The organism is Vibrio hangzhouensis (genome assembly GCF_900107935.1).
Taxonomy (GTDB): Bacteria; Pseudomonadota; Gammaproteobacteria; order Enterobacterales; family Vibrionaceae; genus Vibrio; species Vibrio hangzhouensis.
Genome location: NZ_FNVG01000002.1, coordinates 81,464 through 96,425, shown reverse-complemented (window position 1 = coordinate 96,425; position 14,962 = coordinate 81,464). Strand labels below are relative to the sequence as shown.

12 protein-coding genes are annotated in these 14,962 nt (G+C 47.9%); 4 read left to right on the top strand and 8 right to left on the bottom strand.

Annotated features, from left to right (window positions below):
- Positions 1 to 187 precede the first annotated feature (187 nt).
- Positions 188 to 1,708, top strand: coding sequence for an acetaldehyde dehydrogenase ExaC (gene exaC, locus C4S60_RS02260; protein WP_103878704.1), 1,521 nt, complete (start codon positions 188 to 190; stop codon positions 1,706 to 1,708).
- A gap of 160 nt (positions 1,709 to 1,868) precedes the next feature.
- On the top strand, positions 1,869 to 2,645 hold the full coding sequence (locus C4S60_RS02255; protein WP_103878703.1) for an AAC(3) family N-acetyltransferase: 777 nt from the start codon (positions 1,869 to 1,871) through the stop codon (positions 2,643 to 2,645).
- A 123-nt stretch (positions 2,646 to 2,768) separates the two neighbouring features.
- Here the strand turns inward: C4S60_RS02255 and C4S60_RS02250 are convergent, their stop codons facing one another.
- The 3 genes from C4S60_RS02250 to codB all read right to left on the bottom strand — a co-directional run bounded on the left by C4S60_RS02250 (position 2,769) and on the right by codB (position 5,800).
- Positions 2,769 to 2,978 carry a cold-shock protein gene (locus C4S60_RS02250; RefSeq protein ID WP_006069145.1) on the bottom strand — a complete coding sequence of 70 codons (210 nt, stop codon included), beginning with the start codon at positions 2,976 to 2,978 and terminating at the stop codon, positions 2,769 to 2,771.
- 280 nt (positions 2,979 to 3,258) lie between these two features.
- Complete coding sequence (locus C4S60_RS02245) at positions 3,259 to 4,536, bottom strand: cytosine deaminase (protein ID WP_103878702.1); 1,278 nt, start codon at positions 4,534 to 4,536, stop codon at positions 3,259 to 3,261.
- A gap of 19 nt (positions 4,537 to 4,555) precedes the next feature.
- Positions 4,556 to 5,800: a cytosine permease gene (codB, locus tag C4S60_RS02240; RefSeq protein WP_103878701.1), complete on the bottom strand. Its 1,245-nt coding sequence runs from the start codon at positions 5,798 to 5,800 to the stop codon at positions 4,556 to 4,558.
- 449 nt (positions 5,801 to 6,249) lie between these two features.
- Between codB and C4S60_RS02235 the strand changes: the two genes are divergently transcribed.
- The gene (locus tag C4S60_RS02235) at positions 6,250 to 6,990 is read left to right on the top strand and encodes an RNA methyltransferase (RefSeq protein WP_103878700.1); all 741 of its coding nucleotides are present in this window, start codon (positions 6,250 to 6,252) and stop codon (positions 6,988 to 6,990) included.
- Positions 6,991 to 7,064: 74 nt separating this feature from the next.
- On the opposite strand, the gene fdxA is transcribed toward C4S60_RS02235, so the two are convergent.
- Complete coding sequence (fdxA, locus tag C4S60_RS02230) at positions 7,065 to 7,388, bottom strand: ferredoxin FdxA (RefSeq protein ID WP_103878699.1); 324 nt, start codon at positions 7,386 to 7,388, stop codon at positions 7,065 to 7,067.
- A gap of 215 nt (positions 7,389 to 7,603) precedes the next feature.
- Between fdxA and C4S60_RS02225 the strand changes: the two genes are divergently transcribed.
- Positions 7,604 to 9,220: an NAD(P)/FAD-dependent oxidoreductase gene (locus C4S60_RS02225; RefSeq protein ID WP_103878698.1), complete on the top strand. Its 1,617-nt coding sequence runs from the start codon at positions 7,604 to 7,606 to the stop codon at positions 9,218 to 9,220.
- Between the two features lie 63 nt (positions 9,221 to 9,283).
- Here the strand turns inward: C4S60_RS02225 and C4S60_RS02220 are convergent, their stop codons facing one another.
- From C4S60_RS02220 to hutU, 4 genes are all read right to left on the bottom strand, one after another.
- Entirely contained in the window at positions 9,284 to 10,114 is an 831-nt protein-coding gene (locus C4S60_RS02220) for a hypothetical protein (RefSeq protein WP_146060840.1), read from the bottom strand.
- A gap of 201 nt (positions 10,115 to 10,315) precedes the next feature.
- Positions 10,316 to 11,539 (bottom strand): tryptophan synthase subunit beta, encoded by a 1,224-nt coding sequence (gene trpB, locus C4S60_RS02215; protein ID WP_103878696.1) that lies wholly within the window; start codon positions 11,537 to 11,539, stop codon positions 10,316 to 10,318.
- Positions 11,540 to 11,722: 183 nt separating this feature from the next.
- Positions 11,723 to 13,255, bottom strand: a complete 1,533-nt coding sequence (gene hutH / locus C4S60_RS02210) for a histidine ammonia-lyase (protein ID WP_103878695.1) — start codon at positions 13,253 to 13,255, stop codon at positions 11,723 to 11,725.
- A 10-nt stretch (positions 13,256 to 13,265) separates the two neighbouring features.
- Complete coding sequence (gene hutU / locus C4S60_RS02205; RefSeq protein WP_103878694.1) at positions 13,266 to 14,954, bottom strand: urocanate hydratase; 1,689 nt, start codon at positions 14,952 to 14,954, stop codon at positions 13,266 to 13,268.
- Positions 14,955 to 14,962: the final 8 nt, after the last annotated feature.

Genomic DNA, 14,962 nt, shown 5'->3' with positions numbered 1-14,962 from the left:
AACAATGGGTTTAATATCTTAAGTTTGGTTAATATTATATTAATCATTAATTTACATATTGGTAACATTTCTTTTGTTTGGGTTGGCGTAATTGTTGCGTTTGTCACTGTGTCTCACAGAGTTGTGGAGGTGCTCCAGCTTTGAGAGGCGCTGCCAACATTCTGAAAAACAAAAGAAAGGAAATGACATGATTTACGCTCAGCCAGGAACAGAAAACGCAGTAGTTAACTATAAGAGCCGATATGAAAATTACATTGGAGGAGAGTGGGTAGCCCCGGTAAACGGGCAATACTTTCAAAACACGTCCCCCATCAATGGACAGGCCTTTTGTGAGGTGCCGCGTTCAGATGAAGCCGATATTAACTTAGCGCTCGATGCCGCACATGCGGTGCGTGAATCATGGGGCAAAACCAGCGTTGCTGAGCGTGCCAATATTCTACTCAAAATTGCCGATACCATAGAGCAGCATACCGAAGAACTTGCTATTGCCGAAACGTGGGACAACGGTAAACCGGTGCGAGAAACGCTGGCGGCAGACATTCCACTGGCGGTGGATCATTTCCGTTATTTTGCTGGTTGTATCCGTGCGCAGGAAGGCACTGCGGCAGACATTGACGCCAACACCGCCAGTTACCATTTTCCGGAGCCTGTAGGCGTAGTGGGCCAGATCATTCCATGGAATTTTCCTATGCTGATGGCGGCATGGAAACTGGCACCTGCTTTAGCTGCAGGTTGTTGTGTTGTCCTCAAGCCAGCAGAGCAGACACCAGCCTCGATTTTGTTGTTGATGGAGAAGATTGGACACTTGATCCCGCCGGGTGTAGTCAATGTGGTAAATGGTTATGGTACTGAAGCCGGGCAGGCACTGGCGACCAGCGAGCGAATTAACAAACTGGCGTTTACCGGTTCAACGGAGATTGGCCATCATATTCTCAAGTGTGCGGCAGAGAGTCTGATTCCATCAACAGTCGAATTAGGTGGTAAGTCTCCGAATGTCTATTTTGAAGACATCTTTGATCAGGAAGATGACTTTCTCGACAAGTGTATAGAAGGCACGTTGCTGGCGTTCTTCAATCAGGGCGAAGTGTGTACTTGCCCGTCCCGTGTTCTGGTACAGGAATCTATTTACGAAAAATTTGTGGCAAAACTGGAACAGCGTTCGAAGACCATTAAGCAGGGTAACCCGCTAGACGTGACGACTCAGGTGGGAGCTCAGGCGTCTCAGGAGCAGTTTGACAAGATCATGAGCTATCTTGAAATTGGTCGTCAGGAAGGCGCAAAGGTAATCATTGGCGGTGACAGCAGTCAGCAAGAGGGCGATTTGGCAAACGGCTATTATATCCAGCCAACAATGCTGGCGGGCAATAACAAAATGCGAGTATTCCAGGAAGAGATTTTTGGCCCGGTTATCGCAATTACGACGTTTAAAGATGAAGCGGAAGCTTTGCAAATCGCTAATGACACTGACTATGGCCTGGGAGCCGGCGTCTGGACTCGTAATGGTAATCTTGCGTATCGTATGGGGCGAGAAATACAGGCCGGACGAGTATGGGTTAACTGTTATCACGCTTACCCGGCGCACGCGGCGTTCGGAGGCTACAAGAAATCTGGTATCGGACGTGAAACCCACAAACTGGCCCTTGACCATTATCAGAATACCAAGAACCTTTTAGTGAGTTATTCGACTAGCCCACTGGGTTTCTTCTGATCACGTTAGACTTCATTAAGCGTCAGACCGGAGCTTTAGATGCTCCGGTTTTTTTATAGGTCAATTTTGTGTCAATTTGCCGGAATCAATGGCCGGATAACAGTTATTTACTGCGATTTTTGTCAATATCCTGAGAATATTTGTGGTTACCCCGATAAGAATGATGATAACGAAACAAACGCTAATTGATGATCTGAGAAAACTGGGTGTGCGCGCTGATGGCGTACTACTTGTTCACTCTTCGATGAAAGCTATCGGTCAGGTGGAGGGCGGTGCAGATACGGTATTGGATGCACTGTCCGAAGTGATGTCTGAAGGCCTATTGCTTTTGCCAACCCACAGTTGGGATAAGCATAATTTGCAAAATGGCCTCTTCGATCCCGAAACAGAACCTTCTTGTGTAGGACTGCTCAGTGAGTTGTTCAGAAAACGATCTGGGGTAGTACGGTCGCTTCACCCCACGCACTCCGTGGCGGCACTCGGCCACAATGCAAAGCAGTTTGTAGAGGGGGAAGAAACGGCGACATCGCCTTGTCCTAGATCTGGCGTGTGGGGAAAGTTGTACGATGTGGACGCGCAAATTATGTTTCTTGGTTGCCCTCTAACTCGCAATACCTATATCCATGGCGTTGAAGAATGGCTGGGGATCCCCAACCGAATTGACTCCATCCCAGAAAATATCACCATCAAGAAGGGGGAGGAGATGATAGAGACTGTGTTACATCGTCATAGAAGCCCGTTTCGTAGCATCCACGAAAATTACGACAAACTTGAGCTCCCGTTTATCAAGCATGGAATAGGTCACTGGGGTAACGTGGGTGAGGCACGAACATTCTTAGCCAGTGCCACGGGAATGGCAGACATGGCAACGGCGTTCCTGAAGCGAAACCCTGACGTATTTCTTTACAACGATCCGGTTCCCGAAGCCTGGTATTAGCCACTTGAGATGATTCAGAGATCGGTTAACTACGTGGATACACCAGTTTTAAGGTGAGGAGACGACAGATACAAAAAAGGCTTCGAATTCTCGAAGCCTTTTGAAATTTGGTAACTGTCGTTATTATTGAGGAATAACGTTAACAGCTTGAGGACCTTTTTGGCCTTGCTCAACACCAAAAGAAACCGCTTGGCCTTCTTTTAGAGTTTTGAAACCTTCGCCAGAGATAGCGCGGAAGTGAACGAATACGTCTGGACCGTTCTCTTGAGCGATGAAGCCGTAGCCTTTCTCTTCGTTAAACCATTTTACAGTGCCAGTATTTGTGTTAGACATGTTATGTCCCTTACTTTTCAGATTAAAAATTTTTGCCTTACGGCGATCTTGCTTTGTGGTTCTGTTTATTTAATCAAGCTGTAAATGGGAAAAACGACTGGCAAATGCTCGCTAAGGATACTATCTGACAATACTTCTCGTACTCTTTTACTCTTACTTTAAATAACTCTGAACACCAGAGCGGTAGCAGTGTACCACACCTGTCAACGGATTAAATGAATTTCTTGTGAAATAGTGACAAAAAGAGCAAGCATTTATGTCGCTTGCTCTTTTGCGGGGGTTAACGTTTGAAAGTTACGGTTTCTGAAGCTTCCAGGTGAATGTGTGTCTCAGCTAGTTTGGTTTGAGCGATGACCGCACCGTGACGAATCGAGTAGCTAACCGGAACCTGGCGTCGAACTGCGTCGAAGCCATTTTCAGCGGCCAGCAGTAACAAGCTACCTGGTTTACCCACTTCAATGCCGTGTTTAGCCTGAATGTTGAGCGCTTTTGCTGAATTGGTGCTGATCAAATCCAGAGATTGGTTGATTTGGTCGTAGCCCATGACCTGACAAACATGCAATCCCATGTGCAGAACTTGAATCATGTTGGCTGTTCCCAATGGATACCATGGGTCGAACACATCATCATGACCAAAACAGACATTGATGTTCGCTGCCAGCATCTCTTTCACACGTGTTACGCCTCGGCGTTTCGGGTAATCGTCGAAGCGACCCTGTAAGTGAATATTGACTAGCGGGTTTGCGACAAAACTGATGCCCGACATTTTGAGCAGACGGAACAGACGAGAAGCATAGGCACCATTGTATGATCCCATTGCAGTTGTGTGGCTTGCCGTAACTTTTTCACCCATTTCAAATTTGTGTGCCAATGCAGCCAGCGTCTCTACAAAGCGAGACTGCTCATCGTCAATCTCATCACAATGAACATCGATCAGGCAGTCGTACTTGCGCTCCAATTCAAAGATATAGTGCAGCGATTCGACCCCATATTCGCGTGTGAATTCAAAATGCGGAATCGCACCAATGACGTCAGCGCCCAGTTTAACTGCTTCCTCTAACAGTTCTTTACCATTTGGGTAGGAAAGAATCCCTTCCTGAGGGAAAGCAACAATCTGGATGTCGACCCATTGCTTCATCTCTTCACGAACCTCTACCATCGCCTTCAAGGCGGTCAGTGTCGGGTCGGAAACATCAACGTGAGTACGCACATGTTGAACGCCATTGGCGATTTGCCATTTTAAGGTTTGCTTCGCACGCTGTTTTACATCGTCAATGGAAAGTAATGCTTTACGTTCAGCCCAACGTTCAATGCCCTCAAACAGAGTTCCGGAAATATTCCAGCTAGGCTCTCCGGCCGTTTGGGTAGTGTCCAGGTGAATGTGCGGTTCGCAAAATGGCGCGGTGGCCATATGACCGGTGGCGTCGATACGTTGTTGAGCTGAAAAAGATTGAGTGCCCGCAGGTTCAATCGCTGTAAATACGCCATCTTCTATCAGAAGGTCGTAAAGACCATCTTTAGCATTGATAGAAGCGTTCTGAATGAGCAAAGATGACATCACACCATATTCCCGGTTATTAAGCTTCAGCGTTTTGTGGCTGAGCAGCTTTGTTATTAAGTAGACGGTCCAATACAAGATAGCTTAGTGCGCCACCCAGTACTGCGTTGACTGGTACAACACCTGGCAGGAAGTTTCCTGCAGCAACGCCCAGACCTACGGCAATGATACCTGCCCAATTAACGGTTTGGAATTTTGCCGTTTCAAAATTTGCATAGCGCTTCTTGTTCATCAGGAAGTCTGCGATGATAACGCCACCAATCGGTGGAATTGCAAGCGACAAGAAGGTTAACCAGCCGACAAAGTTGTTGTATAGCCACAATGCACACAAAGTGCCCACTAAGCCATTCACCATAGACAGGTACTTACTTGGCAGGCCAGTTACGTTAGAGAAGCCCAGACCAGAGGCATACAGTGCGTTGTCATTGGTGGTCCAGATATTCAAACCCAGAACAATGATAGCTGGGAGCAGCAGACCCTGAGCAATCATCACTTCAGAGATATCGGACTGACCTGTTACCGATGCACCTGCGGCACCGAAGATAAACATGAGTGAGTTACCGATAAAGAACGCTACCATGGTAATAATTACGGCTCCCATTGGCTTTTTGCCAAAGCGAACAAAATCGGCTGTGAGGGTACCTGCACTGACGAAAGAGCCGACAACCATGGCGAGTGCTACAGAAAAGTCGAGTGGTTCTGCGGGCTGGATTTTCTGAAGTTCTGCTACACCGCCAGCACTGTCTACGGCAGTTAGAACCGAATAACCACCCAGCAGCGCAATGGCCGGTACTGCAATGGCAGACAACACCATCAGCGCAGAGATGCCGAAGTACACCGTCGCTGTCATCAGCAGACCACTGACGATAATCAGAGTATTGGTGTCGATACCCGTGGCTTTTTGCACCGGGATAGCAAACATGGCGACGCCAACACCAAACCATCCAACCTGCGTACCACCAAGAAGAACAGAGGGAAGCCAGGAGCCTTTAGAACCGAAAGAGAAACGAGCCAGGAGGTGAGTTGAAAGACCAGTTGAGGAGCCGATGTAACCAAGGAAGGAAGTGTAGATACCAAGAATGAGGTTACCAATAAGAACAGCGAGGAAGAAATCATTAAAGGAAAGGCCAGTGCCCAGTGAACCGCCTGTCCACATGCTTGCGGAGAAGAAAGTCAGTCCCAGCATCACCATGGTTAATGAAGCGACTCCCTTTCTGGCCGATTTCGGGACCGGCCCTAAACTGTAGTTGTTATCCGCAGACATCTTTTACCTCACAAATTGTTCATCAAATTAAACGATGCGTATCGCCATATTTCAGGCAAACGGCGCGTATTATGGTGATGTAAACCTTAGAGTCAAGGTCGTAATTTGGATAATTTCTACTCTTTCTGTTGGTGTGTTTTATATTGTTTAACTTAATCAATTATTTATGATTTTTATCTTGTGAATTATAAATGCTATTTTTTTGATTATTTTATATAGCAACCGTTTGCAAATGGCGTTTAAATGTTAGATTTCAGGTGCTATTGATGCATATGAGCATATGGCTTGAGAAAGTTTGGCTTTGTGGCTAGTGAGATGTTTCGAATTTCTGGTAAAACGGTCGTCAAATTGCGGCGGAAAAGTGTGGTGAATACATTCCAAAGCTTTGGCGCTCGCATCATATTCTCAATTAAGTATATAATGCCCGCGCTTTCATCTGGGGTATGACTATGATTTCAAAAAACCAATTAAAACTTCTTCGCGCGCTAGGACAAAAAAAGCAGCGCAAAGCGCATGGCCTGTTTTTGGTCGAAGGTGAGAAAAATGTCCTTGAGCTGGTTCATACTTCGTTGTCTGTCAGACAGATTTTTGCAACGAGTGAATTTCTGACTAAGCATCTTGAAGAATTAAAAGGTTTTGAGTGCATTGAGGCCTCGCTTGATGAACTCACTAAGGCGAGTTCTCTCGTGAGCAATAATGCAGCCGTTGCGGTTGTTGAGATCCCGGAAACTCAGGCGCCGGAAGCAAAAGGAATGATGATTGCTCTGGATGGGGTGTCCGACCCGGGAAATCTGGGCACGATAATCCGCATCGCTGACTGGTATGGCATTAAGCATATCGTTGCCAGTACAGATTGTGCTGACCCATACAATCCTAAGACCATCAGAGCAACAATGGGCAGTTTCGGCCGCGTGCAAGTGACGCTACTCGATTTGCCAGCTTACCTGCAACAATCTGCGTTACCAGTATATGGCGCATTTCTGGAAGGTGAGAATGTGCATAAAACACAATTTTCAGCACAAGGTATCTTGCTGATGGGCAGTGAGTCACATGGCGTGCGCCCCGAAGCGAAGCAATATGTGACTGATAAAATCACGATTCCGGCATTTGGTGGGGCAGAATCACTGAATGTTGCAATGGCAACGGGCATTATACTGGACAATTTTCGTCGTCAGCACAGCGAATGTTAGAACATTAAACCGGTTACAAATTGTAAAAGGGCGCACTCCGGATGGAAGTGCGCCCTTTTAGTAATAGGTCATGGTTACTTTTCAAGCATACCCAGCTTATTCGGCACACCGTTCCACTTGTCCGCGTCATCCATCGCTGGTTTCACTTCGGTTTGCACTGGCCAAACTTCGGAAAGTTCGGAGTTAAGCTCGATAAACACCTGTTGGTCGTCAGTAAGTTCATCTTCTTGGAAAATAGCTTGAGCATCACACTCGGGTACACACAATCCGCAGTCAATACATTCGATTGGGTTGATCACCATAAAATTTGGACCTTCGTGGAAGGCGTCTGCAGGGCATACCGCTACACAGTCGGTATATTTACATTGAATACAGTTATCGGTGACGACAAATGCCATGGTGGTGAACTCTTATTAGCCAAATTTGTGGAGGGGCGATAATACTGATCCCGACGCAAAATTCAACATCTTGCGATGACTTGAGCAGACAGTCGCCTGTGAAATTCAATTAAGTATGACAGACAAAGCAAGTTAACGTAAAATGCGCGCCATTGTGAGCGGCTTGTCTTTACCTGGACTGGTTCGCTAAGACACCTACTACGCGAGAACTCTCCATGATACGTTTAACAGAAATTAAACTTCCTCTTGATCACGAGGAAGGTGAGATTTCCCATTCAATCCTGAATAAATTAGGCATCTCTGCCGATGAAGTGGTTTCATTCAACGTGTTTAAACGTGGCTATGATGCACGTAAAAAAACTCGAATTCTACTCATCTACACACTGGATGTGGAAGTGAAGAATGAGGCTGCTCTGCTAGAGAAATTTGCCAACGACCCGCATGTTAAGGTTACTCCAGATATGGAGTATAAATTTGTGGCTAAGGCACCAGAGAACCAGACTGAGCGTCCGGTTGTTATTGGCTTTGGTCCCTGTGGCTTATTTGCAGGCCTGGTGTTGGCTCAAATGGGTTTTAAACCGATTATTGTTGAACGTGGCAAAGAAGTTCGTGAGCGTACCAAAGATACCTTTGGTTTCTGGCGTAAGCGTACGCTGAATCCTGAGTCTAACGTACAGTTTGGTGAAGGCGGCGCTGGAACGTTTTCTGATGGCAAGTTGTACAGTCAGGTAAAAGATCCAAAACATTATGGCCGCAAGGTCATTGAAGAGTTTGTGGCCGCAGGCGCGCCAGAGGAAATTCTTTACGTTAGTAAGCCTCATATTGGTACCTTTAAACTGGTTACCATGATTGAAAAAATGCGTGCGAAGATCCTGGAGCTTGGTGGTGAGATCCGCTTTAGTACTCGTGTTGATGATATTCACATGGAAGACGGACAAATCACGGGTCTGACTCTGTCAAACGGTGAAGAGATCAAATCTCGTTACGTTGTTCTGGCTGTAGGCCATAGTGCTCGTGATACCTTTGAGATGTTGCACGAGCGCGGCGTATACATGGAAGCCAAGCCATTCTCTGTCGGCTTCCGTGTCGAGCACAAACAGTCTGTGATTGATGAGGCACGCTTTGGCCCTAACGCTGGTAACCCAATCCTCGGTGCGGCGGACTACAAACTGGTGCATCACTGTAAGAACGGTCGTACCGTGTACAGTTTCTGTATGTGTCCAGGTGGTACTGTAGTTGCGGCAACCTCCGAAGAAGGTCGCGTGGTCACCAATGGCATGAGCCAGTACTCCCGTGCCGAACGTAATGCGAACAGTGCGATTGTGGTGGGTATCTCTCCAGATCAAGATTACCCTGGTGATCCGCTAGCGGGTATTCGCTTCCAGCGTGAACTAGAAAGCAACGCGTACGTTCTGGGTGGCGAAAACTACGATGCGCCAGCACAGAAAATTGGTGATTTCCTGAAAGGTAACGATCCAAGTGCGTTAGGTGACGTTGAACCGTCATTCACGCCAGGTATCAAGCTTACTGACTTGTCGAAAGCACTACCGGATTTTGCTGTTGAAGCAATTCGTGAAGCCATCCCTGCTTTCGATAAGAAAATCAAAGGATTCGCAGGTGCAGACGGCCTATTGACGGGTGTTGAAACTCGTACCTCATCACCTGTTTGTATCAAGCGTGGTAAAGACTATCAAAGCGTAAACCTAAAAGGTTTCTTCCCTGCGGGTGAAGGTGCCGGTTATGCGGGTGGTATCTTGTCTGCGGGTATTGATGGCATCAAGGCCGCTGAAGCTGTGGCACTAGCAATGACCGAACAAGTTGAGATGGTGTAGTCATATAAGCCCGCCTGTGTATTCAGGCGGGCTTTTTTAGGTTCATCGCGGATTAGCGGAAACTTAAAAGGCACATGACAGCATAAGCTTGGGACCAAAAAAGCGGAATCTGGCATCGAGATCGGCAAACTCATACCCGTAATCCACATTGATTTCATAGTAACTGTAGGTCGCAGCCAGGCCTAAGTCTTGGGTAAACTGATACTCAAATCCAAGCCCAAGGTCGAGCAGCATTCCAGAAATGTCTTCTACGGTGAGCGCAAACACTTGTGCATGACCAAGTAATTGCCAGTCTTCATTAAACCAGTATTCACCAACAAGTCCAATATTGGGCAGTGGCGCGGTGAGGCTGGTAAACTCTTCTTTATTGATAGGAGTGATGATGTCGCCATTATCTTCACTCCTTACGCCCAGTTCTCCTCCTATCCCAACAGTGAAGTTCATAACATGTAACCCCGCCTGAGCTTTCCAGTCCCAATCTTCACCGTCGTAGAACTTATAGGTATACCCTATCCGGAGGATATCGATATTCAGGGTGGATTCGATTCTGGCTCCCGCTTGCACTAAGTAGTCTTCACCGGGAATTTGAAAAGGTTTGGAAATGAATTCGTTGGTGGCATCACGATGAAGACTGCGCCAGTCGAGAAAAACGCCGTGACGATCGTTAAAGTCATAGCCAATCAATAAGTAAGGGAGCGTTGATCGTTCTTTTAAACTAAGATCTGACTCCAAATCCAATTCATATGGCTGTCCAGTAAAAGGGTCCGTTACACCAATCGAGGTGTCCGCCTGAGAGAAAAACGCACCTACTGCCACTTTGAAATCGCCAGCAGCAGAAGTAAACGGAAAGAGTGCTGTTAAAAGAGCAGCTATTGAGAGATGACGAATATCCATTTCTATCACCGAAAACATCAAGATATAAACACCTTCAATATATCATAAGGTTAATACAAAGTTTAGCCTGTTAAATTTCGGTGTGCGTATTGTTCGGAATTTATTTTTGTTTCGTGATAGTACAGGCTTATTTGAAGGCCTGACGCAATAACCTGTCCAGGCTCATAGTGAGCTTGGGCAGGTTAAAGTGATTATCTGATGTTAAATTAAGGACTCGATGCCGTAGTCTTTACCAAAGTGTTCAACGACAAAGTCGATATCTTTGTCCCCTCGTCCAGACAGGTTGAGCAAAATCGAACCCGTTTCCCCCTGTTTTGCCAGTTTAAGGGCATAGGCGACGGCGTGAGCGGATTCAATAGCGGGAATGATTCCCTCCAGACGCGACAGTTCGAAGAAGGCTTCTATCGCCTCTTGATCATTAATATGCCCATAGTTGACTCGGCCACTGTCTTTTAAATATGCGTGTTGAGGTCCCACGGAAGGATAGTCCAGACCACTTGCTACCGAGTAGACTTCCTGCGGTTCACCCTGACTATCTTTGAGCATGTACGATTTAAAACCATGCATTACACCCGGCTCACCCAAGGTTAGCGTAGCTGCGTGCTCTCCTTCGGATTCTATATCTCGACCTGATGGCTCGACACCGTGAATACGTACCGACTCGTCTTCCAGAAAGGCACTGAATAATCCCATAGCATTGGAGCCACCACCGACACAGGCAACCAGATTATCCGGCAGTTGTCCGGTCATTTCCTGAAACTGGATTCGTGCTTCGTTGCCGATAATCGATTGGAAGTCTCGCACCATTGCAGGGAATGGGTGAGGACCGACAACCGAACCAATGGCATATAACTGAGTGTGCGGGTCAGCTAAGTAGGCTTCAAATGCCGCATCGACCGCTTCTTTTAGTGTCTTTCGTCCATGGGTAGCAGGAATGACGTTTGCGCCGAGTATGCGCATGCGAACGACATTCGGATGTTCTTTGGCGATATCTACTTCACCCATATAGATGTCACACTCAAGGCCGACCAGAGCAGCCGCGGTAGCCAGAGCGACGCCATGTTGACCGGCCCCTGTTTCAGCGATGAGCTTTTTCTTGCCGAGTTTCTTGGCCAAAAGAGCTTCTCCCAGGCAGTGATTGATTTTGTGGGCACCGGTATGATTCAAATCTTCGCGTTTGAGGTAAATCGGCGCGCCATATTTTTCTGAAAGATTTTGAGCGTGAAATATTGGACTCGGGCGGCCGACAAAATGTTTATAAAGGCGCGCAAGTTCCGCCTTGAATTCTGGGTCCTGACGACAAGCATCGTAAGCAGCACTGATCTCATCCATGATCTCCTGAAGTTGAGGAGGGATAAAACTGCCACCGTATTCACCGAAGTAACCGTCTGCATTGGGCATTGGGTGGTTAAACGTATTTTCCATGTTTTTGTGCCTCATTGTTCTTTTATTAAGCACTTTGTTATAACGCAATTTGATGCATGTACACACAGATTCATTTTAAACTTGTGACTGTCAACATATCGTTCGGTTTTTAGTGATGGAAAAGTTTGAACGAGACAATAAAAGAGCCAGCACATAGGCTGGCTCAATATTAACAATTACAAATCATAAGCTTGGAAGAATGTTCTCAGGCATCAAGCTATTGTGAAGAGCGAGTTTAATGATGTCATTGGCCTTGGCGATATCCGGTGCAAAGTAGCGATCTTTATCATAGAAGGGCACGGATTCACGCAGAATTTGCTTGCCCTGTTCAACCCCAGGTGAGGACTTCAGTGGTGCTCTGAAATCCAGGCCCTGAGCTGCGGCTAAATACTCGACAGCCAGAATACCGCGCGTGTTTTCGGACATGTCTTTAAGCCTTCTTGCCGCAAATGTCGCCATAGAAACATGATCTTCCTGATTGGCGGAGGTGGGCAGGCTATCGACAGAAGCCGGATGGGCAAGGGTTTTGTTCTCACTGGCGAGTGCCGCAGACGTCACCTGAGCAATCATGAAACCTGAGTTGACGCCTCCATTGTCGACCAAAAATGGCGGTAATTTACTAAGTGCGCTATCGATAAGTAGCGCCATTCGCCTTTCTGATAAGCTGCCTATTTCAGCGATGGCGAGCGCCAGCCCATCTGCAGCCATGGCAACGGGCTCCGCATGGAAATTCCCCCCTGAGATGATGTCGCCATCTTCGGCAAACACCAGAGGATTGTCAGACACGGAATTCGCCTCGACTTGTAAGGATTCTGCAGCATTGCGGATCTGCTGGAGGCAGGCTCCCATCACCTGAGGCTGGCAGCGCAATGAATAAGGATCCTGAACCTTTTCACAGCCTTGATGAGAGTCACCAATTTCACTGCCGTTTTCCAGCAGATGGCGGTAGGCCAGTGCCGCATCCATCTGAGCCCGATGACCGCGTACGCGATGAATGCGCGGATCAAACGGGCGGCGGCTTCCCAGTGCGGCTTCCACGGACATAGCACCACAGAGTGTTGCCGAGGCAAATAGATCTTCAGCCAGAAATAAGCCTTCTAGAGCAAAGGCCGTCGACGCCTGTGTGCCGTTAAGTAGTGCCAAGCCCTCTTTGGGTGCCAGGGTGATTGGTTCTAAGCCAGCTATTTGCAGTGCTTCCAGACCACTGATGATCTTACCGTTATGTCTTGCCTCTCCCTCACCAAGTAAGATGGTGCTCATGTGAGCCAGCGGTGCCAGATCGCCAGATGCGCCTACAGAGCCCTTTTGAGGGACACATGGATACACTTGCGAGTTCACCAGCTCAATCAGAGCCTGAATTACTTTGAGGCGGATACCGGAGTAGCCACGTGCCAGGCTGTTGATTTTCAGCACCATCATTAAGCGAACGGTTTCGTCACTCATCAGCTCGCCAATACCGGCGGCGTGAGAAAGTACGATACTCTTTTGCAAAATCTCCAGATCGTCAGGTTCAATTCGTGTGTTGGCCAACAGACCAAATCCTGTGTTGATGCCATAAACGGTACGGTCTTCTGCAATTACCTGTTCGACAATGCGTGTGCTGGCTTCGATGTCGTCTATCGCAGAAGGGCTTAATGACAGACTCACTGGGGAGCGACTTAACTGGCGAAGCTGAGCAAGGGTTAACTGACCTGGTTCTAAAACTAATTTCAACATCTCTTGCTCCTTAACCATGTTTGCTATCTTGTTCTAGCATTGGCAGATCAAGGCCTTGCTCTTTGGCGCACTGTTTGGCGATGTCGTAACCCGCATCTGCGTGGCGCATTACGCCAGTTGCCGGGTCATTATGAAGGACTCGTCCGATGCGACGTGCAGCATCATCGGTACCATCGCAGCAGATAACCATACCACTGTGTTGTGAGAATCCCATGCCTACGCCACCACCGTGATGGAGTGATACCCAGGTGGCACCACCGGAGGTATTGAGCAGAGCATTCAGCAATGGCCAGTCGGAAACGGCATCCGAGCCATCCATCATGCCTTCCGTTTCGCGGTTTGGACTTGCCACTGAGCCTGAATCCAGATGGTCTCGGCCTATCACCACTGGCGCTTTTAGTTCGCCATTCCTGACCATTTCGTTAAAGGCCTGACCCAGACGCTCGCGATCTTTCAGGCCAACCCAGCAGATTCGCGCTGGCAGCCCCTGAAATTGAATTCGCTCTCTGGCCATATCGAGCCAGTTATGCAGATGTGGATTATCCGGGATAAGCTCTTTGACTTTCTGGTCTGTTTTATAGATATCTTCAGGGTCGCCGGACAGTGCAGCCCAGCGGAAGGGACCTATACCTTCACAGAACAGAGGACGAATGTACGCAGGTACAAAACCCGGGAAGTCGAAGGCATTTTCGACGCCTTCTTCCAGTGCCATCTGGCGAATGTTGTTTCCGTAGTCAGTTGCCACTGCGCCCCGCTCCTGCATGGCCAGGATGGCTTTCACCTGGACGGCCATGGAGGCCTTGGCGGCCTTTACTACACCGCTAGGGTCGGTAACACGTTGTTCTTTGGCCTGCTCCATTGTCCAGCCTTGAGGCAAATAACCGTTGAGGGGATCGTGAGCAGAGGTCTGGTCGGTGACAACGTCCGGTGTGATGTTTTTGTCTACCAGTTCGGCGTAGATGTCCGCTGCGTTGCCGAGCAGACCGACAGAGATGGGTTTATCGCTGTTTTTGATGATGGAAAGTGCTTCTTCGAGCGAGTGAGCTTTGGTGTCCACATAACGAGTATTGAGACGATAGTCGATGCGGGATTCATCGCATTCGACGGCGATCATCGAGAAGCCCGCCATCGTTGCTGCTAGAGGTTGAGCACCACCCATTCCACCCAAGCCACCGGTCAGGATCCATTTGTCAGACGCGTCACCGTTAAAGTGCTGTTTTGCGATGGCAACAAACGTTTCGTAGGTGCCTTGAACGATGCCCTGTGAACCGATATAGATCCACGATCCTGCGGTCATTTGACCGTACATCATCAAACCTTGTTTATCGAGTTCATTAAAGTGCTCCCAGTTGGCCCAGTGAGGTACCAGGTTGGAGTTTGCGATCAGCACTCTTGGGGCATCTTTGTGTGTTGGAAAAACACCTACTGGCTTACCTGACTGAACCAATAGAGTCTGGTCGTCTTCCAGTCGTTTCAGAACTTCAACAATTTTATCGTAGCATTCCCAGTTGCGAGCTGCGCGTCCAATGCCACCATACACAACCAGAGATTGTGGGTGTTCGGCAACTTCGTCGTCCAGATTGTTCATAAGCATGCGAAGTGGCGCTTCCGTCAGCCATGATTTCGCATTGAGAGTGGTGCCATGAGGCGCTTTGATTGAGCGAGTGGCATCCAGACGTGGATTATTACTATCAGTCATCGTATTTT

What these genes read in the sequence shown, in the direction of transcription:
- exaC (WP_103878704.1), top strand. Translation starts at nt 188, where the DNA reads ATGATTTACGCTCAGCCAGGAACAGAAAACGCAGTAGTTAACTATAAG.
- C4S60_RS02255 (WP_103878703.1), top strand. Translation starts at nt 1,869, where the DNA reads ATGATGATAACGAAACAAACGCTAATTGATGATCTGAGAAAACTGGGT.
- C4S60_RS02250 (WP_006069145.1), bottom strand. Translation starts at nt 2,978, where the DNA reads ATGTCTAACACAAATACTGGCACTGTAAAATGGTTTAACGAAGAGAAA.
- C4S60_RS02245 (WP_103878702.1), bottom strand. Translation starts at nt 4,536, where the DNA reads ATGTCATCTTTGCTCATTCAGAACGCTTCTATCAATGCTAAAGATGGT.
- codB (WP_103878701.1), bottom strand. Translation starts at nt 5,800, where the DNA reads ATGTCTGCGGATAACAACTACAGTTTAGGGCCGGTCCCGAAATCGGCC.
- C4S60_RS02235 (WP_103878700.1), top strand. Translation starts at nt 6,250, where the DNA reads ATGATTTCAAAAAACCAATTAAAACTTCTTCGCGCGCTAGGACAAAAA.
- fdxA (WP_103878699.1), bottom strand. Translation starts at nt 7,388, where the DNA reads ATGGCATTTGTCGTCACCGATAACTGTATTCAATGTAAATATACCGAC.
- C4S60_RS02225 (WP_103878698.1), top strand. Translation starts at nt 7,604, where the DNA reads ATGATACGTTTAACAGAAATTAAACTTCCTCTTGATCACGAGGAAGGT.
- C4S60_RS02220 (WP_146060840.1), bottom strand. Translation starts at nt 10,114, where the DNA reads ATGGATATTCGTCATCTCTCAATAGCTGCTCTTTTAACAGCACTCTTT.
- trpB (WP_103878696.1), bottom strand. Translation starts at nt 11,539, where the DNA reads ATGGAAAATACGTTTAACCACCCAATGCCCAATGCAGACGGTTACTTC.
- hutH (WP_103878695.1), bottom strand. Translation starts at nt 13,255, where the DNA reads ATGTTGAAATTAGTTTTAGAACCAGGTCAGTTAACCCTTGCTCAGCTT.
- hutU (WP_103878694.1), bottom strand. Translation starts at nt 14,954, where the DNA reads ATGACTGATAGTAATAATCCACGTCTGGATGCCACTCGCTCAATCAAA.